General features: G+C 69.7%; 27 protein-coding genes. 12 read left to right on the top strand and 15 right to left on the bottom strand.

The features are described 5' to 3' along the window. Positions 1-21: 21 nt before the first annotated feature. Genes PVT71_RS15320 through PVT71_RS15310 form a run of 3 tightly spaced genes read right to left on the bottom strand, consistent with a single transcriptional unit; the run spans position 22 to position 2797 of the window. Entirely contained in the window at positions 22-699 is a 678-nt protein-coding gene (locus PVT71_RS15320) for a GntR family transcriptional regulator (protein ID WP_353474934.1), read from the bottom strand. After that, the gene (locus tag PVT71_RS15315; protein WP_353474933.1) at positions 696-1712 is read right to left on the bottom strand and encodes a Gfo/Idh/MocA family oxidoreductase; all 1017 of its coding nucleotides are present in this window, start codon (positions 1710-1712) and stop codon (positions 696-698) included. The genes PVT71_RS15320 and PVT71_RS15315 overlap by 4 nt, the downstream gene beginning before the upstream one ends. Beyond that, on the bottom strand, positions 1709-2797 hold the full coding sequence (locus PVT71_RS15310; protein WP_353474932.1) for an isocitrate/isopropylmalate family dehydrogenase: 1089 nt from the start codon (positions 2795-2797) through the stop codon (positions 1709-1711). Before PVT71_RS15310 ends, PVT71_RS15315 begins: the two co-directional genes overlap by 4 nt. Positions 2798-3073: 276 nt before the next feature. Here PVT71_RS15310 and PVT71_RS15305 point away from each other — a divergent pair, with 276 nt between their 5' ends. Next, the gene (locus tag PVT71_RS15305; RefSeq protein ID WP_353474931.1) at positions 3074-3871 is read left to right on the top strand and encodes an N-acyl homoserine lactonase family protein; all 798 of its coding nucleotides are present in this window, start codon (positions 3074-3076) and stop codon (positions 3869-3871) included. A 226-nt stretch (positions 3872-4097) separates the two neighbouring features. Here PVT71_RS15305 and PVT71_RS15300 read toward each other — a convergent pair whose 3' ends face one another. After that, positions 4098-5702: a winged helix-turn-helix domain-containing protein gene (locus PVT71_RS15300; protein ID WP_353474930.1), complete on the bottom strand. Its 1605-nt coding sequence runs from the start codon at positions 5700-5702 to the stop codon at positions 4098-4100. A 306-nt stretch (positions 5703-6008) separates the two neighbouring features. On the opposite strand from PVT71_RS15300, the gene PVT71_RS15295 reads away from it, so the two are divergent. Beyond that, entirely contained in the window at positions 6009-7154 is a 1146-nt protein-coding gene (locus PVT71_RS15295) for a ShlB/FhaC/HecB family hemolysin secretion/activation protein (RefSeq protein WP_353474929.1), read from the top strand. Between the two features lie 7 nt (positions 7155-7161). On the opposite strand, the gene PVT71_RS15290 is transcribed toward PVT71_RS15295, so the two are convergent. The 7 genes from PVT71_RS15290 to PVT71_RS15260 are packed head-to-tail and all read right to left on the bottom strand — an operon-like array spanning position 7162 to position 14158. Next, positions 7162-8433 (bottom strand): L-fuconate dehydratase, encoded by a 1272-nt coding sequence (locus PVT71_RS15290; RefSeq protein ID WP_353474928.1) that lies wholly within the window; start codon positions 8431-8433, stop codon positions 7162-7164. Next, positions 8430-8885, bottom strand: coding sequence for a MaoC/PaaZ C-terminal domain-containing protein (locus PVT71_RS15285; RefSeq protein WP_353474927.1), 456 nt, complete (start codon positions 8883-8885; stop codon positions 8430-8432). The genes PVT71_RS15290 and PVT71_RS15285 overlap by 4 nt, the downstream gene beginning before the upstream one ends. Continuing rightward, on the bottom strand, positions 8885-9928 hold the full coding sequence (locus tag PVT71_RS15280) for a Gfo/Idh/MocA family oxidoreductase (protein WP_353474926.1): 1044 nt from the start codon (positions 9926-9928) through the stop codon (positions 8885-8887). Before PVT71_RS15280 ends, PVT71_RS15285 begins: the two co-directional genes overlap by 1 nt. Before the next feature lie 9 nt (positions 9929-9937). After that, positions 9938-11029 (bottom strand): sn-glycerol-3-phosphate ABC transporter ATP-binding protein UgpC, encoded by a 1092-nt coding sequence (gene ugpC, locus PVT71_RS15275; RefSeq protein WP_353474925.1) that lies wholly within the window; start codon positions 11027-11029, stop codon positions 9938-9940. Between the two features lie 3 nt (positions 11030-11032). Next, entirely contained in the window at positions 11033-11899 is an 867-nt protein-coding gene (locus PVT71_RS15270) for a carbohydrate ABC transporter permease (protein WP_353474924.1), read from the bottom strand. Continuing rightward, entirely contained in the window at positions 11899-12795 is an 897-nt protein-coding gene (locus PVT71_RS15265; protein WP_353474923.1) for a sugar ABC transporter permease, read from the bottom strand. Before PVT71_RS15265 ends, PVT71_RS15270 begins: the two co-directional genes overlap by 1 nt. Before the next feature lie 58 nt (positions 12796-12853). After that, positions 12854-14158 carry a sugar ABC transporter substrate-binding protein gene (locus PVT71_RS15260; protein ID WP_353474922.1) on the bottom strand — a complete coding sequence of 435 codons (1305 nt, stop codon included), beginning with the start codon at positions 14156-14158 and terminating at the stop codon, positions 12854-12856. A gap of 151 nt (positions 14159-14309) precedes the next feature. Here PVT71_RS15260 and PVT71_RS15255 point away from each other — a divergent pair, with 151 nt between their 5' ends. Further along, positions 14310-15107: an IclR family transcriptional regulator gene (locus PVT71_RS15255; protein ID WP_353474921.1), complete on the top strand. Its 798-nt coding sequence runs from the start codon at positions 14310-14312 to the stop codon at positions 15105-15107. Between the two features lie 38 nt (positions 15108-15145). Further along, complete coding sequence (locus tag PVT71_RS15250) at positions 15146-15991, top strand: amidohydrolase (RefSeq protein WP_353474920.1); 846 nt, start codon at positions 15146-15148, stop codon at positions 15989-15991. Positions 15992-16015: 24 nt separating this feature from the next. Here PVT71_RS15250 and PVT71_RS15245 read toward each other — a convergent pair whose 3' ends face one another. The 3 genes from PVT71_RS15245 to PVT71_RS15235 all read right to left on the bottom strand — a co-directional run bounded on the left by PVT71_RS15245 (position 16016) and on the right by PVT71_RS15235 (position 18746). Continuing rightward, complete coding sequence (locus PVT71_RS15245) at positions 16016-17119, bottom strand: extracellular solute-binding protein (protein WP_353474919.1); 1104 nt, start codon at positions 17117-17119, stop codon at positions 16016-16018. Further along, the gene (locus tag PVT71_RS15240) at positions 17116-18309 is read right to left on the bottom strand and encodes a CaiB/BaiF CoA-transferase family protein (protein ID WP_353474918.1); all 1194 of its coding nucleotides are present in this window, start codon (positions 18307-18309) and stop codon (positions 17116-17118) included. Before PVT71_RS15240 ends, PVT71_RS15245 begins: the two co-directional genes overlap by 4 nt. Positions 18310-18452: 143 nt before the next feature. Continuing rightward, positions 18453-18746, bottom strand: coding sequence for a DUF1330 domain-containing protein (locus PVT71_RS15235; RefSeq protein WP_353474917.1), 294 nt, complete (start codon positions 18744-18746; stop codon positions 18453-18455). A gap of 227 nt (positions 18747-18973) precedes the next feature. On the opposite strand from PVT71_RS15235, the gene PVT71_RS15230 reads away from it, so the two are divergent. From PVT71_RS15230 to PVT71_RS15215, 4 genes are all read left to right on the top strand, one after another. Continuing rightward, positions 18974-19552, top strand: coding sequence for an OsmC family protein (locus PVT71_RS15230; protein WP_353474916.1), 579 nt, complete (start codon positions 18974-18976; stop codon positions 19550-19552). 88 nt (positions 19553-19640) lie between these two features. Beyond that, positions 19641-19811 (top strand): hypothetical protein, encoded by a 171-nt coding sequence (locus tag PVT71_RS15225; protein ID WP_353474915.1) that lies wholly within the window; start codon positions 19641-19643, stop codon positions 19809-19811. Positions 19812-19997: 186 nt separating this feature from the next. After that, positions 19998-21245, top strand: coding sequence for an NAD(P)/FAD-dependent oxidoreductase (locus tag PVT71_RS15220; RefSeq protein ID WP_353474914.1), 1248 nt, complete (start codon positions 19998-20000; stop codon positions 21243-21245). A 16-nt stretch (positions 21246-21261) separates the two neighbouring features. Further along, positions 21262-22395 carry an NAD(P)/FAD-dependent oxidoreductase gene (locus PVT71_RS15215; protein ID WP_353474913.1) on the top strand — a complete coding sequence of 378 codons (1134 nt, stop codon included), beginning with the start codon at positions 21262-21264 and terminating at the stop codon, positions 22393-22395. 109 nt (positions 22396-22504) lie between these two features. Here the strand turns inward: PVT71_RS15215 and PVT71_RS15210 are convergent, their stop codons facing one another. Then, complete coding sequence (locus PVT71_RS15210; RefSeq protein ID WP_353474912.1) at positions 22505-22654, bottom strand: hypothetical protein; 150 nt, start codon at positions 22652-22654, stop codon at positions 22505-22507. Positions 22655-22950: 296 nt separating this feature from the next. Here PVT71_RS15210 and PVT71_RS15205 point away from each other — a divergent pair, with 296 nt between their 5' ends. Genes PVT71_RS15205 through PVT71_RS15190 form a run of 4 tightly spaced genes read left to right on the top strand, consistent with a single transcriptional unit; the run spans position 22951 to position 26965 of the window. After that, a complete protein-coding gene (locus PVT71_RS15205; RefSeq protein WP_353474911.1) occupies positions 22951-23307 on the top strand; it encodes a group 1 truncated hemoglobin in 357 nt (118 codons plus the stop codon). Between the two features lie 4 nt (positions 23308-23311). Then, positions 23312-24361 carry an adenylate/guanylate cyclase domain-containing protein gene (locus PVT71_RS15200; protein WP_353474910.1) on the top strand — a complete coding sequence of 350 codons (1050 nt, stop codon included), beginning with the start codon at positions 23312-23314 and terminating at the stop codon, positions 24359-24361. A 1-nt stretch (position 24362) separates the two neighbouring features. Continuing rightward, positions 24363-26270 carry an ATP-binding protein gene (locus PVT71_RS15195; protein WP_353474909.1) on the top strand — a complete coding sequence of 636 codons (1908 nt, stop codon included), beginning with the start codon at positions 24363-24365 and terminating at the stop codon, positions 26268-26270. Continuing rightward, a complete protein-coding gene (locus tag PVT71_RS15190) occupies positions 26267-26965 on the top strand; it encodes a response regulator transcription factor (RefSeq protein ID WP_353474908.1) in 699 nt (232 codons plus the stop codon). Before PVT71_RS15195 ends, PVT71_RS15190 begins: the two co-directional genes overlap by 4 nt. Positions 26966-26993: the final 28 nt, after the last annotated feature.

Genomic DNA, 26993 nt, shown 5'->3' with positions numbered 1-26993 from the left:
TGGCGCGTCCCGCGCCCCGGCTCAGAGCCCGTTGAGCCGGTGACTGCGCAGCAGGGCGACGAGCATGTCGCGCGCATGGTGCCGGTGCGCCCGGTGGCGCGCCGCCGCGCCCTCGGCATCGCCGCCGCGGATCGCCTCGAGCACGGCGCGGTGGTCGGCGTTCGATTTCTCGGGGCTCGGGCGCATGTAGAGCGTGGTGTTGCGCGCGCGCGCCACCTGGTCGCTCATCGTCTCGAATATGGTCATCGCCCGCCGGTTGCCGCCGAGCCGGACAAGCTCGCGATGAAAGTCGTGGTCGGCGCGGGCCCAGGCCTCGCGGTCATCGGCGCTCAAAGCCGCATCCATGGCGTCGATGGCGGCCGAGAGCCCGGCGAGCGCGTCGTTGCCGGGGGCGGTCTCGGCGGCGCGGCGCGCGGCAAGGGTCTCGATCTCGGTCAGGATGTCGTAGATCTCTGCCATGTCGGCGGGCGAGACGGGCAGGATCCGCACGCCCTTGCGCGGCCGCACCTCGAGCAGCCCGCGCTGTTCGAGCATGACACAAGCCTCGCGCACCGGGGTGCGCGACATGCCGAGCCGGTCCGCGAGCTCGCCCTCGAGGTGGTCGGTTCCCGCGGGAAGCTCGCCGGTGACGATCATCTCGCGCAGCAGGGTCAGCGCACGCTGCGCGTTCGACGGGGAGGGGGATGTCATCTCGGTCATAGGGCGATCTTCCGGCCGGAGGCTGCCGAGCGGTATATCGCCTCTTCAATCTCGAGGACAGACAGGTAGTCGGGGGCCGTGTTCTCGATCGGTGTGCCCCCGGTGATCCCCGCGACCACGTGGCGCTGCAGGTGGTGCACGCAGTCGCCGCCGAAGCCTTCCCAGCCGTCGGGGACGAGCAGGGTCTTCCGGTCGAGGTGGCCGAAGCGGCGCAGGTGCACGGCGCCGTCGCCGGTGAGGGTGAGCGTGCCCTCGGTGCCCTCGATCCATGCCTCGCCCATGGTCCGGCGCAGGTTGTCCGCGGCGTGGTCGAGCGCGCGGTTGCCGTCGAAGAGGCTGCGCATCCCGCCCGGGTGGTCGAAGAGCAGGAAGCCCGCATCCTCGCCCGCGATCGCCGGGTTCACCCGGCGCAGGTCGGCATAGACCGCGGTGGGCGTGCCGAAGAGAAAGCGGAAGGTGTCGACCCAGTGCACCGCCGTCTCGTGCACCAGGAAGCGCGGCATCTGGCGGAAGTAGGGCTGGCGGCCGAGGTAGGCGTCGGGGCCCTGTCCGTCGCCGGGGCGCAGCCGGAAGCTCGCCTGCAGCGGCGCGCCGATCCGCCCCTCGGTCAGCGCCGCGCGGATCGCGCGGTACCAGGGCTGGAAGCGGAAGTTCTCGTGGATCACCAGCACCGCGCCCGCCGCCTGCGCCTCGGCGGTGATTTCCCGCGCCTCGGCAAGGTCGCGGCAGAAGGGCTTCTGGCAGATGATGTGGCGGATGCCGTGGGCGAGCGCGGTGCGGATCGCCCCGGCATGGGTGGGCGGCGGCGTGATGATGTCGAGCAGATCCGGGCGGGCCTCCCCGAGCATCCGCCCAAGACCGGTGAAGGGTGGTGCGCCGAGGCTGGCGGCGCGGGCGGCGTCGATGTCGCAGTGGCCGACCAAGTCCACGCCCTCGATTCGTCGCCAGCTCTCGGCGTGGAAGCGGCTGAAATAACCCGCGCCAAGGCAGGCGACGCGCAGCGCGCCGCTCATGCGAAGAGCGCCGCGCGCACGGCTTCGGCCGCCTCGGCCGTGCCGGCGTTGCCGCCAAGGTCGCGGGTCAGCACGCGCCCCTCGGCCACCACGCGCTCGGCGGCAAGGCGCAGCCGCTCGCCATCGCGGATCATCGCGGGAACCTCCTGCGTCTCTCCCAGCCATTCGAGCATCATCGCCGCCGAGAGGATCATCGCCAGCGGGTTCGCGATCCCTTGCCCGGCGATGTCGGGGGCCGAGCCGTGGCAGGGCTGGAACACCGCGTGATCGAGCCCGATGTCGGCCGAGGGCGCCAGCCCCAGCCCGCCCATCAGCCCCGCGCCAAGGTCCGACAGGATGTCGCCGAACATGTTCTCGGTCACCAGCACGTCGAAGTCCCAGGGCTTCTGCACCATCCAGAGCGCGGTGGCATCGACATAGGCGTGGCGGGTCTGCAGCTCGGGGAAGGCGCGCGCCTCGGCGTCGAAGATCGCGCGGAAGAAGGCGAAGGCGCGGAAGACGTTTGCCTTGTCGACGCAGGTGACGATGCCCGGCCCGCGCCCCGCGGCCTTGCGCCGCCGCGCGAGGCCGAAGCTGAAGCGGAAGAGCTTTTCCGAGATGTCGCGGGTGATCCTCAGCGTCTCGCGCGCTTCGGTCTCGGTGACCTCGCCCGTGCCCTGCGAGTAGAACAGCCCCTCGGTGCTTTCGCGCACCAGCACGAAGTCGATCTCGCGCCCCTCGGGCAGGGTGAGCGGGCCCGGCTGGCCCGGCCGCACCCGCACCGGGCGTACCCCGGCAAAGAGCGTCAGCCGCTTGCGCAGCTCGATCTGCGGCGAGATCTCGGTGCCGTCCGGGTAGCGCACCCCCGGCAGTCCCATGGCCGAAAGCAGGATCGCGTCGGCGCGGCGGGCGACCTCCAGCGAGGTCTCGGGCAGGGATTCGCCGGTCTTGGCGTAATGGGTGGCCCCGGCCGGGGCGTCGGTGAAGTCGAGCGCGTAGTCCCCCGAGCGCGCGGCGAGTTCGCGCAGCAGGGAAACCGTCGGGGCGGTGATCTCGGGGCCGATCCCGTCACCCTCGAACACGGCGATCTCGAAGCGTCTGGTCATTTCTGGCGCGTCCTTCGGCACTGGTCTGGCCGGTGCGGACCCCGGCGGCTGGTTCGTTGACGGGCCCATGATTAATGCATACATTAAATTATGCAATAGTGCCGTGAGTGGGGTGCCGAGGCGCGCGGGGCCGGGTTGCGCTGGCAACCGCGCCGTGTAGCCTGCGGGGCAACCCGGCGGAAACGGCACCGGGACCTCTGGGAGGAGACGGGGGATTATGACGACAGCAAGCGGCACGCCGCGCCACGCGGCGCGGCATCGGGCGGAGACCGGCAGATGAGCGCGTGGGAGGTCTACGCGCTGCGCTATGCGGAGCGCGCGGCGCGCAGCCGCGCCGACAGCTTCATCTTCGACGACAACCACGCGGCGCCAAGCCCGATGGACTATTTCCTCTGGGTGCTGCGGCGGGGCGAGGAGGTGATCCTCGTCGACACCGGCTACGACGAGGGCGAGGGCAGGCGCCGCGACCGGCCGATCCTGCTCGACCCGCGCGAGGCCTTGAAGCCGCTTGGCCTTGCGGCCGAGGACGTGACCCGCGTGATCGTCACGCACCTGCATTACGACCACGCCGGGGGGCTGCACCTCTTTCCCAATGCAAAGCTGCACATGCAGGCCGCCGAGATGGCCTATGCGACGGGGCCCTGCATGTGCCACGGCACGCTGCGCATGCCCTTCACCGGCGATCATGTCTGCGAGGCGGTGAAGCGGCTCTTCTCGGGGCAGGTGGTGTTCCACGACGGCGACGCCGAGATCGCCGAGGGCGTCACCGTGCACCGGATCGGCGGCCATTCGCGCGGGCTGCAATGCGTGCGCGTGCGCACCGGCGCGGGCTGGATGGTGCTCGCCTCGGACGCGTCGCACTACTACGAGAACTTCCTGCGCCGCAAACCCTTCCCGATCGTCGTCGACCTGCAGGACATGCTCGACGGCTTCGGCAGGCTCGAGGCGCTGGCCAGCGAGCGGCGGCTGATCGTGCCGGGGCACGACCCGCTGGTGACGCGGCTCTTCCCGAGCACGCTGGCGCCGCATGTGTTCCGGCTCGACGGTGGGCCGCGGGGCGCGATACCCGACTAGGCGCGCTTTCGGTGTGTTGGTCTGCCCGGGTGCAAGCTGACGGGAAGCCGCTCGCACCGGGCAGACCGATGAGCCGGAGGCGCAGCTGGACCAAGGAGGCCGCGCTTCGGATCGCCATTGGAGCTTTGCGGGACGGAAGCTACCCTATGCTCCGCGGTCAGGCTGCACCGAGATTGTCGACGAATTGTTGCAGTTTGCGTTTTGGCACCCGCGGCGCACCCGCGCCTTAGCCAAAATGCGCCACCAGCCCGGGATAGTTCCCGGCGATCTCCTGCGGGACCGCGTCCTGTCCGAAGCGGCGGCACACCAGCGCAAGCTGGTTGCGGATCACGTTGTCGCGGTGCTCCTGCTCGGAGAAGAGCCGGGCCGAGACGTAATGGGTGTGCAGCAGGCAGGCCAGGGCCATGCGGCGGGACATCGCCATGGCCGCGATGCGGCCGCGCAACGACGGGCTGTCCGGATCGCCGAACATCGGCTCGAAGAAGAGCGGCGCAAGCACCGAGACGGCGTAGAGCAGGCGCTTGGCCTCGCCCAGCCCCTCGCGGTTGCCCGAGGCGACGAGGATCTGGCACTTGATGGTCAGCGCGTAGAGATGCGACTTCGATCCCGGCTCCACGAGGTGCAGCGCCTGCTCGATGCAGGGAAGCGCCTCGTCGATCCGGCCCGAATAGGCCCGCAGCTGGCCGATCAGCGGCAAAGACGCGGCGACGGAAAGGCTCGCGCCGTAGGCCTCCTCGGCGATCTCGAGGGCAAGCTCGCCATAGCCCCGGTCGAGGAAATGCAGGAGCTTCGCGGCCATGATCGCAAGGTCGGGCTCGGCGTGCACCTGCGGCAGGGCCGAGAGCACCAGCGCCTCGATCCGGTCCTCGTCCGCCGCGCGGTCGTCGACGCCGTCGGCAAAGAGCTTGTGGCCGAGCATGATGTATTTCGTGTGCAGGTGCGCGGCGTGCATGATCCTGAGGCTGGCATCATCGGGCGAGGCCTCCTGCAGCTCGAGGATGCGGCGCTCGGATTGCCGCCATTCCTGCATGTAGCTGCGGTCGTTGGCCTCGGCCTTGGCGTTCAGCTTCGCAAGGCTGTCGGTGGCGGAGGCGGCGGTGTTCATCTTCCAGAACCCGGCGGTGTACATCGCGACGGGCAGCGGGCCGTCGGATTCCGTCGCCCCGGCCTTGGCGCGCCAGGCGTCGTTGAGCAGGCGGCGCACGAAATCGCGCAGCGCCGCAGGATCGGCGTGCCCGTCGTCCGGCGTCTCGTCGAGCGTGATCCGGCTCATCGACAGGATTCGACCCGTGTCGAAGAGCTTCACCGCCGCGACGCAGTTCACCGCTCCGGCCTCGGCAAAGAAGGTGAGTTCGATCATCTTGCTCGGCCCGTTGCCCGCGGTGCCGGCGCGGGGCTGGGCGTCGGGCATCAGGATGACGTTCTGCCCCGCCGGCATGTCTTCCTTGACCACGTCGCGCAGGCGCCGCGCGAACTGCTCGGCGCGCGGGCGCAGCGGGCCGAGCAGATCGAGCCCGTTCAGCGGGCCGACCAGCAGGTCCGCCCCGGCCGGATCGCGCCGCATCGCCGGTGGTCCGCCGACCCAGAGATAGCCCTCGCCGTAGCGCGTGGCGATATAGCGCGGATTGCGCGCATCGTCGGACAGTTTCCGGCGCAGCCGGTTTATGACGAAATCAATGTTTCGCTCGCCGCGGTCCGATCCGATTTCGGTGAGCGCGTCGAGCAGCATTTCTCGGGTGGCGATCCGGTCCGGGGACCGGGTGAGAAGCGCGAGGGTGCGCGCTTCGGAACGGGTGAATCGCAGGGTCCGCCCGTCACCGGTCTGCGCCATGCTGAAATCTTCGGCAAAGGTGAGCGGGGTGAATTGCTCGGCATGTGTGATGGCAGAACTCCTTGATTCAGAAAATAATTCCTTGGCAGCTCCGCCGGTGGTCAAATGCTCATTCGTGATGGCCCAGAGGGTAACACAGGTTTTTTGCCTTGGCACCCTTCCACCGAAATCACCGGTAAGACCAAAACTCGATATGGATGGGCAGAAATTGATATTCCATCCCGATTTATTGGTATATTGAGGCGCATGCCGAATTGTTTTGTGCCTTGGACCCTATTGCGATCTGTCTTCCTCTGCATGGCGCTGATGTCGTCGGCAAGCGGGTTGCATGCACAGGCATTCTTCGCGGATTTCGTGGTGGACCCGGTCACCGGGGTCGATCGCGGCTCGACATCGCAGATCCGCAAGGTCGAGGAACTCACCGCCGTGGCCACGCTCTCCTCCACCGGCTCGGAGCCGATCGGCCGCTACGTGGGCTCGCTGGGGCTGTCGCTGCCCTTCGGGACGGAGCATGGCAGCCAGCTGGACCTGCTGGGCGTGCTGGGCGGGCCCGACGTCGACGGCGGGCCCGAGCTGCGCGCCTCCGGATTCGGCTACCGGCTCGGCCTTGCCGAGGGAACGACGGCCTACCTCAACTACGACTACGGCGATTACCGGCTCGGCACCGAGCGGCTGATGCCGCTCGAGGTGAAGGGGGTGCACAAGACGCTGGCGGTGGGCCTGCGCCATGTCTGGCAGCTGGGCGAGGACAGGCTCACCGGCTCGGTCGAGCTGGCGGCGAAGCAGCGCACCGACGAGGTGCTGGGCTTCGACGTGACCGACGAGGACCTGCGGCTGATCCGGCTCGGGCTGACGCACGAGACGGGAAAGCTCTTCGGCTTCCGGCGCAGGCTGGCGCTGGCGGTGACCAAGGGGCTTTCGGGCCTCGGGGCCTCGCTTGCGGAAAACCCGCTGCCGAGCGCGCGCGGGGTGACGCCGGATTTCCTGCGCGTGTCGTTCAGCGCCGAGGTCTCGATCCCGCTCGAGGCCGCGACATACGTCAACGCCGGGGTGATCGGGCAGGTCACCGGCGACAGCCTGCCGGTCTCGCAGCGCTGCGGCTACGGTACCAACGGCTACTCGCGCGGCTTCGACCGCAGCTACGTGCTGGCCGACCGCTGCTTCGGCGGGCGGGTCGAACTCGCCCATGACTTCCAGCCCCCGGACATGAGCACCGGCGTGCTGCGCCGCACGCAGGGCTTCGTCGGGCTCGACGGCGGCAGGCTGCGCAACATGGGCAACCCGCTCTTCGCCGGAGAGGAGGACAGCTGGTCGAGCGCCAGCTGGGGCGTGCGGACGCTGCAGGGCAACTTCCTCGGCGAGATCGCCCTGTCGCACATCCTCGACAAACCCGGCGGCAGCACGCCGCAGGACAAGACGCGGCTCTGGGTGCAGGCCGCCTACCAGTTCTGATCCGGGGTCAGGACAGCGCGAAGTCCCGGCGCGTGGCCTCCTTGATCTCGATCGAGAAGCCCGGGGCGGAGGGGGCCATGTAGGCGCCGCCGCGCACCACGCAGGGAGCGGTGAAATGCTCGTGCAGGTGATCGACGTACTCGGTGCGGCGGTCGTCCTTCTCGCCGCAGACGGCGACGTAGTCGATCATGCTCAGGTGCTGCACGTATTCGCAGAGCCCGACGCCGCCCGCGTGCGGCCAGACCGGCAGCCCGGCCTTGGCGGCCATCAGCTGCACCGCGAAGACCTCGTTGAGCCCGCCGAGCCGGCAGGCGTCGATCTGCACCACGTCGATCGCGCCCGCGGCGATGAACTGCTTGAACATCACCCGGTTCTGGCACATCTCGCCGGTCGCGACCCTGACCGGGGCGATGGCCTCGCGGATCGCCTTGTGGCCGAGGATGTCGTCGGGGCTCGTCGGCTCCTCGATGAACCAGGGCCTCGCAAAGGCCAGGCGCTTCACCCAGTCGATGGCCCGGCCCACCTCCCAGACCTGGTTGGCGTCGATCATCAGCGTGACCTCGGGGCCCAGCTCCTCGCGGAAGATGGTCAGGCGGCGGATGTCGTCCTCGAGGTCGCGCCCCACCTTCATCTTGACATGGGTGAAGCCCTGCGCCCCGGCCTCGCGGCAGAGCCGCCGCAGCTTGTCGTCGGGATAGCCGAGCCAGCCCGCAGAGGTGGTGTAGCAGGGGTAGCCCTCATCGAGCAGCGTGGCGATGCGGGCGGGCTTGCCGCGCGCGGCCTCCTGCAGCAGCTCCAGCGCCTGACCCCGGTCGAGGAAATCGCTCATGTAGCGGTAGTCGGGGATGCGGGCGAGCTCCTCGGGGCTCATCTCGGCGACGAAGCGCCAGACCGGCAGCCCGGCCTCGCGCGCCATGAGGTCCCAGACCGCGTTGACCAGCGCGCCGGTGGCAAGGTGGATGACGCCCTTTTCCGGCCCCACCCAGCGCAGCTGGCTGTCGCCGGTGATCTCGCGCCAGAACCGGCCGGGGTTGGCGCGGATGTCGTCGGTGTCGCGGCCGATCACCTGTCCCTTCAGCGCCTCGATCGCGGCGACGCAGAGCTCGTTGCCGCGCCCGATGGTGAAGGTCAGCCCGTGGCCCTCATGCGCGCCGTCCGTCTCGAGCGTCACGTAGGCGGCCGAGTAGACCGGATCGGGGTTCATCGCGTCCGACCCGTCGAGCCCGCCCTCCGAGGGAAAGCGCAGGTCCCAGGTCCGAAGTCCGGTGATCCGGGTCATGCCGCGGCGACCTCCCGTTTCTGCACCACGTAGATATGCTCGCACGCCAGCACGACCTCGTCACGCTGGTTGAGCACCTGCACCGTCTCGAAGAGCTTGCCGGACTGCGGGCGCTTGGGATCGTCCTCCTTGCGCGCGGCGGTGACGCGGGTGCGGATGGTGTCGCCTATGAACACCGGCTTCACGAAGCGCAGCCGGTCGTAGCCGTAGGAGAAGGCCAGCGGGTTGATCTCGGTCGCGGTGAGCCCGACGCCGATGGCGAAGATCATCGTGCCATGCGCGATGCGGCCGCCGAATTCGGATTTCGCCATGAACTCGGCGTCCATGTGGTGCGGGAAGAAATCGCCGGTGTGCCCGGCATGGACGACGAAATCGGTCTCGGTGATCGTGCGGCCGTAGGTCTCGCGGACTTCGCCGATCTCGATCTCTTCAAGGTAGCGGGGGCGTTCCATCACGGGGTCTCCTGAATGGGGGTCAGCGGCGCGGCGGAGGCGGCATAGCAGGCCTCGACCAGCGCCATGGTGCGCCAGCCGTCCGAGACGGGGGCGATCAACGCCTCCTCGCCCGCAGCGGCGCGCTGCAGGTTGTGCATGCGGGCGGTGAAGCTCTCGGTGAACCACGAGCCGGTGAGCGGTACGGCGCGCCAGCCAGAACCGTCGTTGATCTCGAGCACGTCGGGCTCGCCCTTGGGGTAGTCGAGGTTCACGCCGAGCTTCATGAAGGCCGCGCCCTTGGTGCCCGCGACGCGCAGCTCGCAGGCCTGGTGCGGGCGGCCGAAGTCCCAGTCGTGGTTGACCGAGAGCAGGCAGCGCAGGTCGGGGCCATAGTCGAGGATCGCGGCGGTGCGGGTCTGGGCGACCGCGTGGCTCGGGTGGCCGAGCGTGCGGGCCGAGACGCCCTTGGGGTCGCCGACGAGGTGGCGGATGAGGTCGAGGTAGTGGATCGAATGCATGGCGATCTCGATCCGCGGCAGCCCCTCGAGAAAGGTCCAGAGGCCCCATGGCGTGGCGAGCACCCCGTGCATCTCGATATCGACCACCTGTCCCAGCAGGCCCCGGTCGATGGCATCCTTCAGCGCGACGGCCATGGGGGCGAAGCGCAGCTGGAAGTTCATCGCGGCGAGCAGCTTGCGCTCGCGACAGATCCGCAGGATCTCGCCCGCGCCTTCCAGCGTGCTGCCCATCGGCTTCTGGATCAGCACCGGTGCGCCCTCGGGCAGCCGCTCGAGGATCCCGGCATGGGCGTCGGGCGGGGTGGCGAGGTCGAAGACCGCATCCGGCACCGCCAGCGCCTCGGCCGCGGTCAGCGCCCGCGTGCCGTGTTCGGCGGCCAGCGCCGCGGCCTTGGCGTGGTCGGGGTCGGTGATCCCGGCCACCTCGTAGCCGCCCGCCGCCCATGCGGGCAGGTGCGCGTCGCGCACGATCGAGCCCGCGCCGAAGATGACGATGGGTCGGCGGGTGGTCGGCGGGGTCCAGTCCTGTTTCAGCGTCTCCATGATCCCCCCTCAGCCGCGCAGGGTGAGGCCGGTCTCGGCGTCGAAGAGATGCGGGCGCGAGAGATCGAGGTGGAAGCGCAGCACCTCGCCGCGCTTCACGGCCCGCGGGTTCAGCATCCGCGCCGTCCAGCTCTGCCCGCCAAACTCGGTGAAGAGCAGCGTCTCGTTGCCCAAGGGTTCCGACAGCATCACCGGCAGCTCGCGGCTTTCCACCGCGTGGCCGCTCTCGCTGTGGATGCCGTGGCCTTCGGGGTAGATGTCGTCGGGGCGCAGCCCGAGCACGACGCGCCGCCCTTCTGCAACGGCGAAGGCGGGCGGGACGGGCACCGTGGTGCCATCCGCGAGCCGCAGCGCGCCGTTCGTGACCACCGCCTCGGCCATGTTCATCGGCGGCGAGCCGATGAAGCTCGCGACGAAGCGCGAGGCGGGGCGGTTGAACACCTCGTCGGGGGTGCCGACCTGCTCGATCCGCCCGTCCTTCATGATGACGATGCGGTCGGCGAGGGTCATCGCCTCGATCTGGTCATGGGTGACGTAGACCACCGTGGACCCCAGCCGCGCGTGCAGCTGCTTGATCTCGGTGCGCATCTGGCCGCGCAGCTTGGCGTCGAGGTTCGAGAGCGGCTCGTCGAAGAGGAAGACGTCCGGGTCGCGCACGATGGCGCGGCCCATGGCGACGCGCTGGCGCTGCCCGCCCGACAGCTGCGCCGGGCGGCGCTCCAGCAGCGGCTCGATGTCGAGGATGCGCGCGGCTTCCTTGACGGCCGTGTCGATCGTCCCGGCGTCGCGCCCGGCGATCTTGAGCGAGAAGCCCATGTTCTCGGCCACGGTCATGTGCGGGTAGAGCGCATAGGACTGGAACACCATCGAGATGTTGCGGTCGCGCGGCGGCAGGTCGTTGACCACCCGGTCGCCGATGCGCAGCTCGCCGCCCGAGATGTCCTCGAGCCCGGCGATCATCCGCAGCGTGGTGGACTTGCCGCAGCCGGAGGGGCCCACGAGGGCGACGAACTCGCCGTCGGCGACGTCGAGGTCGATCCCCTTCACCGCGTGGAAGCCGCCGTATTTCTTGTCGAGAGTGGAGAGGGTGAGCGTGGCCATGTCTTATCCCTTGATCGCGCCCGAGGTCAGGCCCGAGACGAGGTGCTTCTGCACCGCGTAAGTCAGAAGAAGCGCCGGGATGATCATCACCACGGCCAGCGCGCACATGCCGCGCCAGTCGATGGTGAACTCGGCGGTGTAATCGAGCAGACCCACCGGAAGGGTCTTGCTGGCGGTGGAGCGGGTCAGCTGGCTCGCCAGCGCGAACTCGTTCCACGAGGTGAGGAAGGCGAAGATCCCGGCGCTGGCGATGCCGGGGCGGGCGAGCGGGAACTCGACCTGCCAGAAGGCCTGCCAGCGGGTGCAGCCGTCGATCTGGGCGGCCTCGGCCAGATCGCGCGGGACCTGCCGGAAGAAGCCGTCGATCAGCCAGATGGTGAAGGGCACGTTGAGCGCGGTATAGGCGATGATCATGCCCGCGTGGGTGTCGATGAGCCCGGTCTTGGCGTAGAGGAAGAACAGCGGCAGCGACAGCGCGATGCCGGGCACCGTGCGGGTCAGCATGAGCCCGAGGAACCACGCCGACTTGCCCTTGAAGCGATAGCGCGCGAAGGCGTAGCCGCCGGACATGCCGATCGCCAGAGAGATGACCGTCGAGGTCACCGCGATGATCACCGAGTTGCGGAAATACTCGATCACCGGGATGCCGCCCTGTCCCACGCCCGAGAACATGTCGACATAGGCGTCGAAGGACAGCTCGCGCGGGATCCAGACCGGCGGCTTGGCCATGATCTCGACCGTGGGCCGCAGCGAGTTGAGCACGATCCAGAGCCCGGGCAGGCAGATGATCAGCATCGCGAGGAAGAGCGCGACGTTCAGCGCCCAGGCGGAGCCGCGCTTCTTCAGCCGTGCGGAGGCATTCGCGTCCATCACCAGTCCCCCGCGACCTGCGCCCGGGCCTTGCCGAGCTTTGAGAAGAAATAGGCGGTGAAGGCGACCGAGAGCAGGATCGCGACATAGGCCATGGCATTGGCCATCCCCATGCGCGCGTCCGAATAGGCGGTGCGCGCGATCAACGTCCAGAGCACCTCGGTCCGGCCCGCCGGGCCGCCGTCGGTCATGATCTTGATGATGTCATAGGCCCGCGCCACGTCGAGGCTGCGGATGGTCATCGCGATGAAGGCGAAGGGCATCAGGAAGGGCCAGGTGACATAGCGGAAGGTCTGCCACGGCGTGCAGCCGTCGACCCGCGCGGCCTCCTGCGGCTCGCGCGGCATGGCCATGAGCCCGGCAAGGATGAAGATCGCGAAGACGGCGGTCGAGGACCAGATCTCGGCGGCGGCGATGGCGAGGAAGGCAAGCTTGCCGTCGATCAGCCAGGGGATCGCCTTGTCGGTGAGCCCCAGCGACTGCAGGGCGTTGTTCACGAGCCCGACATTGTCGTTGAACATGAACTTGAACTGGAAGCCGACGAGGATGGGGGAGAACATCATCGGGAACATCAGGAGGGTGCGCAGCAGCCGCTGGCCGCGGGTCTGCCGGTCGACCAGCAGCGCAAGGCCGAGCCCGATCAGCATCTCGAGGTTCAGCGCCACGGTGAGCAGCACCACGGTGCGGCCGAAGGCGATCCAGAAGTCGAGGTCGGTGAAGATGCGCTGGTAATTGCGGATGCCGGTGAACTGGTAGACCGTCTCGGGCTTGGTCAGGCGGAAGGGGGTGAAGCTCGACCACAGCGACAGCAGCAGCGGCACCACCACCACGGCGGCAAGCACGATCACCGCGGGCAGCAGCAGCAGGACGTGAGGGGGGAGGCGCAGGGCCTTCATCGTCTTCTCCAATCAGGGGAGACGGGCCGCGCGAACGCGGCCCGTCGGAGGGCGCGGGTCAGAGCTCGCCGGCGTCCTCGAGGATGGCGGTCGCCTCGTCGGCGGCCGTGTCGAGAGCCTCCTGCGCGGACTTGTCGCCAAGGATGGCGGCCTGCAGTTCCGGGTAGAGCACGTTGGTGATCTCGATCCAGCTCGGCGTCTGCGGCACCGGGAAGGCGGTCTCGGCGGCGGTCTGGAAGGCCTTCAGCACCTCGGTGCGGTAGGCGTCACCCTCCGCGGCGGTGATCACGTGCTCCCACACCGACTGGCGCGAGGGCAGCGGGCCGGCCGAGCTCTCGAGGATCTGGCTGTCCTCGTTGGTCAGGAACCAGACCAGCGAGGCGGCGGCCTCCGGGTTGGCGCAGTCCTCGGTGACCGAGAAGCCGTGGAAGCCCGACCAGCCCGAGCGGATGCCCGCGGAGCCCTTCGGCGGCGGCGCGACGCCGACGTTGCCCGCGACCTTGGAGGCGGAGGGGTCGTTGAAGAAGCCGGCCCAGCCCGGCCAGTCGAGGTTCAGCGCCACGGTGCCCGAGGCGAAGCCCTGACCGAGGTCGTCCCAGAGATAGTTCGGCACGCCCGCCGGCACGGCCTTGGCCTGGTAGAGATCGACGAACCAGTTCAGCGCCTCGACGCCGGCCTCGGAGTTGAAGGCCGGGCGGCCGTCGCCGTCGAGGAACTGCCCGCCGTTGGCCACGAGGATCTCGTAGAAGCGGCCGGCGATGGCCTCTTCCTTGCCGGCGTATTGCGTGCCGTAGAAGTTCGGCGCGTCGGCGAAGAACTTGGCCTGGTCGGCGACCTGCGCCCAGGTCTCGGGCACGGCCAGCGGGTAGCCGTATTCCTTCTCGAAGGCGGCGGCGTCGGCCTTCTCGTAGATGTCCTTCTGGTAGTAGAGCGCCGAGACGTCGAACTGCGCGCGCGGCAGCATCACCAGCTTGCCGTCAAGCGTCGCCGACTGGATGTTGCCCGGCACGAAATCGGCCAGCGCCTCGTCCGGCAGGTACTGGTGCAGGTCGACGTAGATGCCCGGGTACTGCGGCGCGAAGGACGAGTGGTTCGAGCCGACGCACCAGCTGAGTTGGCCGGTCGCGATGTCGGACTTGATCTCGCGGTCGAGCTCGAAGTGGTTCTTCTTCGAGATCACCTCGACCTTGGCGCCGGTTGCGGCCTCCCATTCGGCGATGCGCGCGTAGAGCGGCTCGTACTGCTGCCCGCCGATGAGCTTGGCCTGGATGGTCACGCCCTCGAACTTGCCGGGCAGGTCCTGCGCCGATGCGGCGGTGGCCAAGGCGAGCACCGCCGCCGAAGCGGTCGTCATAAGTTTCATGGGTCTCCTCCCTGAAGATCCGTGAGGGCTATCCCCTCACTTATGGATAATCTATTCATATACAAAGACGTTGACGCGGCACCTGTCAAGGAATTCCGCTGGATGCGCAGAGTGTATTCTTATATGAATGATGAAATTCACAGAGGGCAGCATGACCGACACTTCTGACCGCTACCGGGCGCCCGCCCTCGACAAGGGGCTCGACATCCTCGAACTGCTGGCCGGGATCGAGGGCGGGCTCACCCAGGCCGAGATCGCCAAGGCGCTCGGCCGCTCTCCCAACGAGTTCTACCGCATGCTCGAGCGACTCGCCCGGCGCGGCTATGTCGCGCGCATCGACGGCGACCGCTACGCGCTGACGCTGAAGATGTTCGGCATGGCGCAGTTCCACGCGCCGACCCGGCGGCTGGCCTCGCTGGCGACGCCGCTGCTGCGCGACCTCGCGGCGCGCACCCGGCAGGCAAACCAGCTGGTGGTCTTCGACCGGGGCAGCGCCGTGGTCATCGCCCAGCAGGAGGCGCCCGGCTACTGGGGCATCTCGATCCGCGTCGGCAGCCACATCAACCTCTTCGACACCGGCTCGGGCAACGTGCTGCTGGCCTTCTCCAGCCCTGAGCGGCGCCTTGCCATGGTGGCCGAGAACAGCGACACCGGCGCCCCGGCGCGCGTCATCCCGGCCGAGCTCGAGGCGCGGTTCGAGATGGTCCGCGCGCGCGGCTACGAGGTGAAGCCCTCGGCGCAGACCGTCGGCGTCACCAACCTCTCGGCCCCGGTGCTGGCGCCGAGCGGCGAGGCCATCGCCGCCGTCACCATCCCCTACCTGCCGCTGGTCGACAGCGAATCCGCCCCCAGCCCCGAAGAGGCCTGCGCGGCGCTGGTCGAGACGACCGCCGCCCTGTCGCGCTTTGCCGGATATGGTGCGGAGGGGGAGACATTCGCATCTGAATGATCCATTCTTGGGTGAATGATTTGCTCAGGGAGGAGCACATGCAAGAGCCTGCGATTCTGGACAGCCACCTGCATCTCGTCGACCGCACGCGGCTCGACTACCCGTGGCTGTCCGGCGCGCCCGCGCTGGACCGGGACTGGTCGCTGGAGAGCTACGCTACCGAGGCGCGCCGGGTCGGCATCGGCGGGGCGATCCACATGGAGGTCGACGTCGCCGACGCGCGGATCGAGGACGAGACCGGCTGGATCGAGGAGCTGGCCGCGAGCGGCAGCTTCCCCATCCTCGGCGCGATTGCCGCCTGCCGCCCCGAGGACCCGGAGTTTCCCGCCTTCCTCGAACGCTCGGCCGCGCGGCAGATGGTCGTCGGCTTCCGCCGCGTGCTGCACGTGGTGCCCGATGGCGTCTCGCAAAGCGACCTCTTCCGGCAGAACATCCGCCTGCTCTCGGGCCCGGACCTGCCCTTTGACATCTGCATGCTCGCCCGGCAGCTGCCGCTGGCGATCGAGCTCATCGACTCGGCCCCCAACACGCGCTTCGTGCTCGACCATTGCGGCGTGCCGGACATCGCGGGCGGGCAGTGGGACGACTGGGCGCGGGACCTCGCGGAACTCGCCAAGCGCCCCAACGTCTGCGCCAAGATCTCGGGCGTCGTCGCCTATGGCGGCGCCGGCTGGACGCTGGACGAGCTGAGCCGCTGGGTGAGCTACACCGCCGAGACCTTCGGCCCCGGGCGCATCTGCTGGGGCGGCGACTGGCCGGTCAACACGCTGGGCGGCGGGCTTTCCACGTGGGTTGCCGCCACCCGCGCGATCTTTGCCGGGTGGAGCGCCGAGGAACGCGCCGGGCTCTATGCCGGGAACGCGGCGCGCATCTGGAAGCTCTGAGACCCCGGAAGGTGTCGGACGGTCTCAGAAGGTAGCCGCGAACATCCTGTCGAGGTCGTCCATGGCGGCCTCGAACTTCCCGTCCTTCAGCGCGGCGTTGATCCGTTCCGAGGCGTCCTCCTGGAAGGGCATGTAGCCGTCGTGTCGCGGCCGCATCCACGCCCGGTCGAGCGTCGCCAGCGTGCCCGAGTAGAAGCCTCCGGCGCCCGCGTCGCAGATCGGCGAGGTCCACGCATCGCGGTGCCCCGCCTGTCCGCCGGCCGAGGCCCAGAGCCCGGCCTGCGCCTCCGGTCCCGCCGCGTGGCGGGCAAAGGCGATCGCCTCCTCGGGGTGCTGGCAGAAGGCCGAGACGGCAAGCCCCGTCCCGCCGAGCGCGCTGCCGCGCGGGCCCGCGCCGGGCGCGGCCTCGGGGATGTCGTGGAAGGTCACGCGGTGCGGCGCGGCGTCCGGCAGGGAATAGCTGATGTAGCCGTAGATGAGCGGCGCGCAGGCGATGCGGTTCCCGGACGCCATCTCGCCCAGCACGGCGATCGGGTCCATGCCGAAGCAGGCCGGGTCGACCTTCTCCGCCAGCGCCTGCAGCAGCTCCAGCGCACGCATCCCGCCCGCGCGGTCGACGAAGGCCTCGTCTGCTCCCACCCTGCACGGGTGCCCGAGGTTGGCGGAAAGCGTGTAGAAGCTCATCAGCACGTGCGGCGGGCGCAGCGGGATCATCACGCGCCCCTCGGCGGCAAGGCGCATCACGCCGTCCCAACCCGTCACCGGCGCGGTGAGGTCCGGCCGCACCGCCTGCACCTGCGCGGCGGCATCCACCGGCCAGGCCCACTGGCTGCCTTCCCAGGTATAGCTCTCGTAGGAGCGTCCGAGCGATCCGCCGGCGATCTCCGGCGCATCCGGCAGCGGCAGCAGGCAGGCCTCGCCGGTGATCTGCCCGACATGCGGGTGGTCGATGATGACAAGGTCGTAGGCCTTGGCCAGCTCGAGCACCGGGAAGCTCTCGAAATCCTGCAGCGAGCGGCGGTCCCAGCTGATCGCCACACCGTGCCGCGCCTGCCACTCGCGCGAGAGCGCGGCGAGCGGGTCGTAACCGCGCGGGTGGTCCCAGGTCATGCCCTTGAGGGAGATCATAGTCCGAACTCCTTGCGGATCGCGGCCGAGTGCTCGCCGACGCGCGGCGCGGCGCGGCGGCCCGCCGGGCGGCGGCCGTCGATGGTCAGCGGCGCGCGGGTGGTGTCGATGCTGACGCCGTCGTCGCGGGTCACGGTCTGCAAGAGGTCAAGCCGCCTGAAGGCCTCGGCCTCCATCAGGTCCGACCAGTTCAGCACGTCCGAGCACCAGATGTCGGCGGGCTGCAGGATGGCGAGCCACTCGGCGACGGTCTTCTCGGCCACGCGCCCGGCGAGCCGCGCCTTGATCGCGTCGCGGGCGCTGAAGGCGTCGCTGGCGGGGCGTCCCGCCAGATCCGGCAGGTCCATCAGCGCGGCCAGCTTGTCGAGCGGCGTCATTGCCAGCGCCAAATGCCCGTCCTTGGCCGCGTAGACGCCGTAGGGCGCGCCGAGATAGGCATGGGCGCCGTTGGTCTGCGAGCGGGTGGGCAGGCGGCGGCCGTCGTTGAGCCAGGTGGTCAGCACCTCGAACTGAAGGTCGACCAGCGCCTCGAGCAGGCTCGTCTCGATGTGCCGCCCGATGCCGTCGATGCCGCGCCTCACCAGCGCCGCGAGGATGCCCTGCGACAGCGCGACGCCGGCGAACATGTCGCCCACCGCGAGCCCCATCGGCACCGGCCCCTGCGCCGCGTCGCCGGTCAGCCACATCAGCCCCGAGCGCGCCTGCGCCAGCAGGTCCTGCCCGGGGAACTTCACCCAGGGGCCGTCGTCGCCGTAACCCGAGATCGAGCCGTAGACGAGCCGGGGGTTGAGCGCGTGCATCTCCTCCCAGCCGACGCCGATGCGCGCCGCGACGCCGGGGCGGAAGTTCTGGATCATCACGTCGGCCTGCGCCACGAGGCTCTTCAGCGCCGCCAGATCGCGCTCGTCCTTGAGGTCGAGCGCGAGGCTCTCCTTGCCGCGGTTGATGGCGTGGAAGATCGTCGAGTCGCCGCCGATCTCGGTGTCCGAGAGGTACAGCTGCCGCGACAGGTCGCCGGCCCCCGCGCGCTCGATCTTGATCACCCGCGCGCCGAGGTCGGCCAGCCGCAGCGAGCAGTAGGGGCCGGACAGGAACTGGCTGAGATCGACCACCAGCAGCCCCTCGAGCGGGCGCTCGGGCAGGGTCGCCGCCGGGCTGCGGGATGTGGTCGTCGGGGGGATCGCGGTCATCTTGCGCTCATTCTTCCGTGAAGGGATTACTCACATATGAATGAACGCTTCACCCAAGGCGCGTCAAGCCCGATGGCACGGGGCGCAAACAAAAGCGCGGGCCCCGTTGCCGGGACCCGCGCGCAAGGCTCGCCGGGAGCGGTTCAGCCGAGCTCGGCCGCGAAGATCACCAGCTCGCGCCGGGCCGCCTTCATCGCGAAGGCGCGGGCGGCCTGGTAGTCGGGATCGTCGTAGCAGGCCTGCGCGACGGCGAGGCTCTCGAACTCCACCAGCAGGATCCGCGACTTGTCCCCGGCCTCGAGCATCTTCGGCGCGTCGTCGCCGCGCAGCACCCGCGCCCCGTATTTCGCGGCGACGGGGGCCCAGAGCCGCCCGTATTCCGCCTGCGCCTCGACGTCGGTCACATTGGTGCCGAGCACCAGCCAGTAGCCCTTCATGGGGTCGTCCTTCCCTGTTCGGATCGTCTCGGGAGGAGGTCTAGCGCGCCGGGGCGCGGTCGGGAAGACCTGCGCCGCCGCCGCCCCTGCGGCACCGGTCCCGCGCATGAAACGAATGAAACAGCACGCGCAATCGGCCTGAAACGCGCGGGCGTCAGAACTTCTCTCCATCGGAAGGGCACAGCGCCCGACGAGCTTCAACAGCACAGAATGGACAGGAGTTTCAGATGACCACCCAGACCCTCGACAAGCCCGCCAAGACCGCCATGAACGGCGTCGACGTCCCGACCTTCCTCGCCACGCTCGGCGTGGTCGGCGACACCCCCGACATCGCCAAGTTCACCTTCCGCGCCAATGGCGAATGGCTTTCGGGCACGCACAGCCGCACCGCCTTCACCGGCTTCCACGGCGCCATGCAGGAGATGCAGCACCGCCGCGACTACGCCGTCGAATGTGACCACCCGCAGGTGCTCTGCGGCGCCGACAACGGGGTGACCCCGGTCGAGCTGCTGCTGGCGGGCCTCGCCGCCTGCATCACCGCCGGGATCGGCAACATCGCCTCGATCCGCCAGGTCAAGCTGCACGCGGTCGAGACCGCGGTCGAGGGCGACATCAACCTCAACGGCATCCTCGGCCTCGACAAGACCGTGCGCAACGGCTTCGCCGGCATCCGCATGGCGGTGAAGATCCGCGGCGACGCCCCGCAGGAGAAGCTGCGCGAGATCGTCGAACAGTCGGTCGCCCGCTCCGCCGTCTTCGACGTGCTCAGCAACGGCGTGCCGGTCTCGGTCGAGATGGCCGCCTGATCCCTCCGACACGCACCGCCCGCGCCGACCGGGGCGCGGGCCAATCCCCCCAATCCCCCCACACCCCTTTTGCCGAAAGGACAGACCCATGCCCCGTTTCTCCGCCCCCGCCGCCCGGCCCAGCTACGGCTCCGGCTTCGATCGCGTCGCGATGCGCGACACCTTCGCCGACTTCCGCGCCTGGTGGGACCGCTCCTGCCTGCTCGCCGAAACCCCGGCAGCGGAGGTGAAACCCGCCTCCCTGCCGATGGCCGCCTGACCCGGCGCTTCCTCCCTTCCTCCGCTCCTCCCGGACGGCCCGCCGCCTTTGCGCTGCGGGCCGTCTGCGTTGCCGGGGGCCACCGGGCGGGCGGCTGAAACAGTCGAAACGCGAAAGCCGCTTCCGCGATGCATCCGCGAAACCCCGGCCCGGCAGTCTGCCGGAAACCCGCAACGGAGAAGACCCATGAGCACTGCAACCAGCGTCATCATCCTCGGAGCCGGCCAGGCCGGGCTCGCGCTCAGCTGGTCGCTGTCGCGCCGCGGCATCGACCACGTCCTGCTCGAACGGGGGCAGGTCGGCGCGCGCTGGACCACCGAGCGCTGGCCCGGCCTGCACCTCCTGACGCCGAACTGGATGAACCGCCTGCCGGGGCCGTGGTCCGAGAGCGACCCCGAGGGCTTCATGTCCGCCGCCGGTTTCGCGGCGCGGCTGGAAGGTTACGCCAGCGCCATCGCCGCGCCGGTGGTGACCGGCTGCGCAGTGCAGTCCGTCGAACACGAGAACGGCCGCTTCCGCGTCGTCGCGGGCGGGCGGCAGTGGTTCGCCCGCGCGGTGGTCATCGCCACCGGCGCCTGTGATCTGCCCGCGGTGCCGGGCTGGGCCGCCGCACTGCCGGAGCGGATCACCCAGGTCGTGCCGACGCGCTACCGCGGCGCCGCGGACCTGCCCGAGGGAGGTGTGCTGGTCGTCGGGGCCTCGGCCACCGGCGTGCAGCTTGCCGCCGAGATCCGCGCCTCGGGCCGGGAGGTCACGCTCGCCGTCGGGCGCCATGTCCGCACGCCGCGCCACTACCGCGGGCGCGAGATCTTCGAGCTGCTGTCGCGGAGCGGCTTCCTCGATGCGCCGCGTCCCGCCGATGCCGGTCCGGCGCAGCTGATGGCGCTGCCCTCGCTGCAGCTCACCGGCTCGAACGGCGGCGGGGCGCTGGGGCTCGACCGGCTGCGGGCCATGGGCGTGCGGCTGGTCGGCCGGGCGCTCGGGGTCGAGCGCGGCGTGCTGCGCCTCGATCCGGGGCTTGGGGCAGAGATCGACGCGGGCGAGCGGCGGCGGCGCAAGATCCTCACCCATCTCGAGACCCACCTTGCCGAGACGCGCAGCACCTTGCCCGCCGACCCCGACGCCTGGCACGCGCCCGACCTGCCGCGCAGCGGGCCCGAACGGCTCGATCTCGTGGGGCAGGGTATCGAGACCATCGTCTGGGCCACCGGCTTCCGCCGCGCCTATCCCTGGCTGCAGTTGCCGGTGCTGAACGCCGCCGGAGAGATCGAGACGCAGGGCGGGCTCACCGCCGTGCCCGGTCTCTACGCCATCGGCCTGCCGTTCCTGCGCCACCGCGCCTCGGCCTTCATCCACGGGGTCGGGCGCGATGCCGAAGACCTCGCCTCGCTCATCGCCGCCGGCCTGCGCCGGGGCCTTTCCCTTGCCGCCTGACAGAAGGAGTTTTCCCATGACCATCGAGACTTACGACGCGATCATCGTGGGCGCCCGCTGCGCCGGTGCCGCCACGGCGCTGCAACTTGCCCGGCAGGGCGCGAAGGTGCTGCTGATCGACAGCGCCGCCCCTGGCAGCGATACCATGTCCACCCACGCGCTGATGCGCGGCGCGGTCATGCTGCTCGAGCGCTGGGGGCTGGCCGCGCCGCTGCGCGCCGCCGGCACGCCGCAGGTGCGCCGCACCGGCTTCATCTACGGCGACGAGGCGATCGACATCGCGATCCGCCCCGAGCATGGCGTCGAGGCGCTGATGGCCCCGCGCCGCTTCCTGCTCGACCGGATGCTCGCCGAGGCCGCCGCCGCGGCCGGTGCGGATGTCCGCTTCAGGACGAGCTGCACCGGGCTGGTCCACGGCGGTGGCCGGGTGCGCGGCGCGCGGCTTTCGCTGCCGGACGGGACCGAGCGCGAGGTCTCGGCCGGGCTGGTCATCGGCGCCGACGGCAAGCGCTCGCGCGTCGCGCGGCTCGTCGGGGCCGAGGTGACGCGGCAAGCGCGGCACACGGTCACCTGCGCCTATCAGTACGTCTCGGGCCTGCCCAACACCGGCTTCCGCTGGCATTTCGCGCCCGGCGCGGCGGGCGGGATCATCCCGACCAACGGTGGCGGCAGCTGCGTCTTCGTCGCCCTGCCGCAGGGCGCCGCGGCGGAGCTGCGCAGCGCGTCGGTGCAGGAGCTGGCCGCGCGTCACATGCCGCGCATGGCCGAGGAGATGGAAGGATCTGAACCCTCGGAAGCGCGGGTGATCTTCGCCGGCCTGCCGGGTTACATGCGCCGCTGCGCCGGGCCGGGCTGGGCGCTGGTCGGCGATGCCAGCTGGTTCCGCGATCCGATCACCGCGCATGGCATCACCGACGCCTTCCGCGACTCCGCGCTGCTGGCCGAGGCTGTGATCGAGGGCACGCTCGGCGGCTACGAGGCGCGGCGCGACCGGCTCTCGGCCCCGATCTTCGAGCTTTCGAACCGGATCGCCAGCTTCGAGTGGTCGATGGACGAGCTCGCCGGGCTGCACAAGCAACTCAACCGCGCGATGAAGGCGAACCAGGGCTGGATCGCCGGGGAGCGCGAGGCGGCCCTCGAACTGGCCTGAGACACGCGCCGCGCCCGGTCCGCCGGGCGCGCGCCCTTTCGGCGGAAGGCAGTCGGAAAGCGGAAGGGCCCGCCATGGTGGCGGGCCCTTCGTCGCTTCGGGGTCGGGATCAGCAGCCGCTCAGCCGCCGGTAGATGCGGCGCATCTCCGCCTCGATCTCTGCGTCGCTGCCGCCGGGCAGGCTGCGCAGGGCGCGGCGGAGGCGGCGCTCGGCGCGGCGCTGTTGCAGGGCATCGTGGAGTTCGTTCAGGGCCTTCATCCGGGGTGTCCTTCATCAAGGGGGGATGCGCCACCTTCGCCCGCCGCGGTTTCAACCCGATGTCGCGCGGGGGGTCGAAATGTATCCACGGTATCGGCGCCTCGCGCCCGCGCTGAAACAATCGAAACACGCGCGCCCCCAAAGCGACACGCGCCTGAAACGGCAAGCGCAAAGGCTGGGGATCCGCCGCCGGACGAAATCCTTGCCACAGAGGTGCAAGATCCCGCATGTTTGCATCAGATTACCAGACAACGAATTTTTGTGCCGAGGGGCGCCGTGCCCCGGGGGAGGTGGCGATGGAGAAATCCCTTTTCGACAAGTACGGCGGCTTCTCCGTCGTCAGCAAGATCGTCCTCGACCTATATGACCGGCTGCTCGACGACGACGATGTCGGCCCGTTCTTCGACGAGATCGACATGGCGCGCATCGTCGATCACCAGACCAAGTTCGTTTCGTCGCTGATGGGCGGCCCGGCCTCCTACACCGACGAGCAGATCCGCAAGATGCACGCGCATCTCGAGATCCATCAGCTGCATTTCGACAAGCTCCAGTCCCTCCTGCGCGCGACGCTCGCCGATCACGGCGTCTCGCCCGAGGACCAGGAGGCGATCCTAGCCGCCTTCGAGGCGCGGCGCAGGCTGGTGACGGAGTAGCGCCATGACCATCGCCGCGATCAACGAGCAGCTGCTGAGGGCGATCGGGGTCGGGGTTGCGCTTCTGGACCTGCAGAGCCTGCGCCTGCGCTTCTGCAACGACACGTTCCGCGGCTGGTTCGGCGAGATCGAGGTGGGCTCGAAGCTGCTCGACCAGTTCCGGGACTTCGACACCGAGGCGCTGCGTGCCGCGCTCGCGTCCGAGGGGCGCTACACCACGGAAACCACCTTCCGCCTGCGCCGCCGCACGATGACCGTGGCGATGGATTTCAACCGGGCGCTCGACGAGGACGAGCCGATCGCGGTGCTGGTGTGCCAGAACATCTCGCGCATCAAGGAGCTGGAGTCGATGATCGACAGCTATTCCATGATGGTCGAGCGCAACACCCGCGAGATCAAGCGCGAGAAGGAGCAGGTCGAGAAGCTGCTGCTCAACATGATGCCGCGCTCGGTCTACGAGGAATACAAGACCTTCGGCATCGTCACCCCCCGGCTCTACGACCCGGTCTCGGTGGTCTGCATCGACTTCATCGGCTTTTCCGAGATGGTCAGCGCGCACGAGCCCGCGGTGATCGTCTCGGAGCTCAACGACATCTACACCGCCTTCGACCGCATCGGCGAGCAGTTCGGCTGCGCGCGGATCCGCGCGGTGGGCGATCTCTACATCGGCGTCGCGGGCCTGCCAGATCCCACCGAGGACCATGCGCAGGCGGCGGCCAATGCCGCGATCCGATTCATGCGCTATCTCAACCAGCGCAACACCAGCCACCCGATCCAGTGGCGCTGCCGGGTCGGCATCGCCTCGGGCGCGGTGGTGGGCTCGGTCGTCGGCGTGCAGAAGTACATCTACGACGTCTTCGGCCCGGCGGTGATCACCGCCAGCCAGCTGCGCTACAAGGCCGAGCCGATGACCATCTGCGGCAACCGCGAGGTGGTCGAGCGGCTCGACGACCAGTTCTCGGCCACCGAGACGGGCAGCATCACCCTGTCCGACGGGCGCGAGGAGACGGTGTTCCGCATCGCCGCCGAGATGCGCGCGGCGCAGGAGCGCTGAGATGGCGGTGCGCTTCGATCCCTCGGTGCCGGAAGCGGGGGACGGATCGCGCCGCCGCCCCGCCGACATGCTCGAGGAGGTGATCGACGCGCTGTCCGAGGGGCTGGCGATCTTCGACGAGAACGCCGTGCTGCTGCGCTTCAACGCGGGCTTTGCCGAGATGAACCCCGCCGTCGCCGACCTGCTGTCCGAGGGGCTCGACTGGTCGCTGCTGCTGCGCGAATGGGTGCTGCGCGGCGGGCTGCGCGCCGAGGATGCCGAGCGGCTCTCCTTCATGGAGGCGCGGCTGGCGGGCGGTGACTGGATGGTGACGCCGCTCGAGGTCGCAAGCAGTGACCGCGACAGCGAGTTCCTGCTGCGCAGCACCGCGGCGGGCGGCTTCGTGCTGGTGCAGACCGACGTCACCGAGCGCCGCGCGCTCGAGGAGACCGAGCGCGCCGCCGACCAGCTGGTGCGCAAGGTGCTGGAAAGCTGCCCGGCCAACATCATCATGTCGCGCGTCGGCGACGGCGAGGTGATCTACCGCTCGCCCGCCGCCACCGAGCTTCTGGGCACCGCCGCCCACACCCACGCGCATTTCGCCTCGCGCGCCGAGCGGGCGGATTTCATCACCGCCGTGCTGCCCGACGGGCGGGTCGACGACATGCCGGTGACCGGCGTGCGGGCGGATGGCGCGCGCTTTCCCAGCCTCGTCTCGGCGCGGCTGATCCAGTACCGGGGCGAGGACGTGCTGGTCTCGTCGACGGTGGACGTGTCCAAGGAAGTCGACCTGCGCCGCCGCCTCGCCGCGCAGCGCGAGCAGATCTTCCAGGCCGAGAAGATGTCGGCGCTTGGCGAGCTCTTGGCGGGGGTGGCGCATGAGCTCAACAACCCGCTGTCGGTGGTCGTCGGTCACGCGCTGATGCTGCGCGACGAGGAGATCTCGGATGACGTGCTGCGCCGGGTCGAGAAGATCTCGGATGCCGCCGAGCGCTGCGCCCGGATCGTGAAATCCTTCCTCGCCATGGCCCGGCAGCAGCCCGCGCGGCTGGTGCCCATGGACATTGCCGAGACGGTCGAGACCGCGGTGGGCGCGCTCCAGCAGAGCGCCGAGGGGCTGGGGGCCGAGGTGCATGTCGCCGTCGCGCCGGACTTGCCGCCGGTGCGCGGCGACGCCCACCAGATCGCGCAGGTGGTCATCAACCTTGTCACCAACGCCGATCAGGCGATCCGCGAAAGCGGCACGGGCGGGCGCATCGACATCGCGCTGAGCCATGATCCCGCCGCGCAGAGGGTCGAGCTGCGTGTCTCGGACGACGGTCCGGGCGTGCCGAAGGACATCCGCGGCCGCATCTTCGACCCGCTCTTCACCACCAAGCCCGTCGGCGCGGGCACCGGCATCGGGCTGGCGCTCTGCCACCGCATCGTCACCGCCCATTCCGGCGACATCGCGCTGGCCGGGGACGGGCCGGGGGCGACGCTGGTCGTGCACCTGCCGACGACCGAGGCCGGGGCAGGTGCGACGGCGGACGCGCTCCCGGCCGGGAAACCTGCCGGGCGCGGCGCAGTGCTGGTGGTGGACGACGAGGAGGACGTCTCGGACCTCATCCGCGAGATCCTCGTGCGTGACGGGTTCGAGGTGACTGTCGCGGGCTCTGCCGAGGCGGCGCTGGATCTTCTGGCGGGGCGGGACTTCGCGCTCATCCTCACCGATCTCAACATGCCGGGGCTCGGCGGGCGCGGCTTCTACGAGCGGCTGCTGCGCGACCGCCCGCAACTGGCGCGGCGCATGGGCTTCGTCACCGGCGACACGATGAGCCCGCAGGCGCGCGGCTTCCTCGACGGGGCCGGGCGGCCCTTCCTCGAGAAGCCCATCGCCCCCGACGAGCTGCGCCGTCTCGCCCGCGCCATGCTGGAGGGAAGCGCATGAGCGATCACGTCCTCATCTGCGACGACGAGAAGGACCTGCGCGAGATGCTGGCCGAGTACCTCGGCAAGCGCGGCTACCGCACCACGCTGGCCTCCGGCGCCGAGGAGCTGCGCGAGAGGATGGCGCAGGACCGGCCCGATCTCATCCTGCTCGACATCAACATGCCGGGAGAGGACGGGCTTTCGGTGCTGCGCAGCCTGCAGGGGCCCGAGGCGCCGATGGTCATCATGCTGACCGCCGCCGGAGAGGTGATCGACCGGGTGGTCGGCCTCGAGATGGGCGCCGACGACTACCTTGCGAAGCCCGTGGACCTGCGCGAGCTTGCCTCGCGGATCAAGGCGGTGCTGCGCCGCCAGACCTCGACCCCCGAGGAGGCGCCGCGCGAGCGCACGCGCTTCCGCTTCGGCAAGACCTGGCTCGACCTCGACGCGGCCAAGCTCTTCGACGAGGAGGGCATCGAGCTGCCGCTCACCGCGATGGAGTTCAACCTGCTGAAGCTCTTTGCCCGCAACCGGGGCCGGGTGCTGAACCGCGACCAGATCCTCGAGGGGGCGCATGACCGCTCCTGGGATCCCTTCGACCGCTCGATCGACATCCGCATCTCGCGCATCCGCAAGAAGATCGAGGTGAACCCCGCCAAGCCCGAGGTCATCCGCACGGTGCGCGGAGTAGGTTACATCTACGATCCCGGCTGATAGAATTGAAACACGCGCCCCGCCTCGC

The sequence above is a fragment of the Salipiger sp. H15 genome (genome assembly GCF_040409955.1).
Taxonomy (GTDB): domain Bacteria; phylum Pseudomonadota; class Alphaproteobacteria; order Rhodobacterales; family Rhodobacteraceae; genus Salipiger.
Note: the sequence above shows the minus strand (reverse complement) of the source record. Positions and strands in the feature narration are given on the sequence as shown.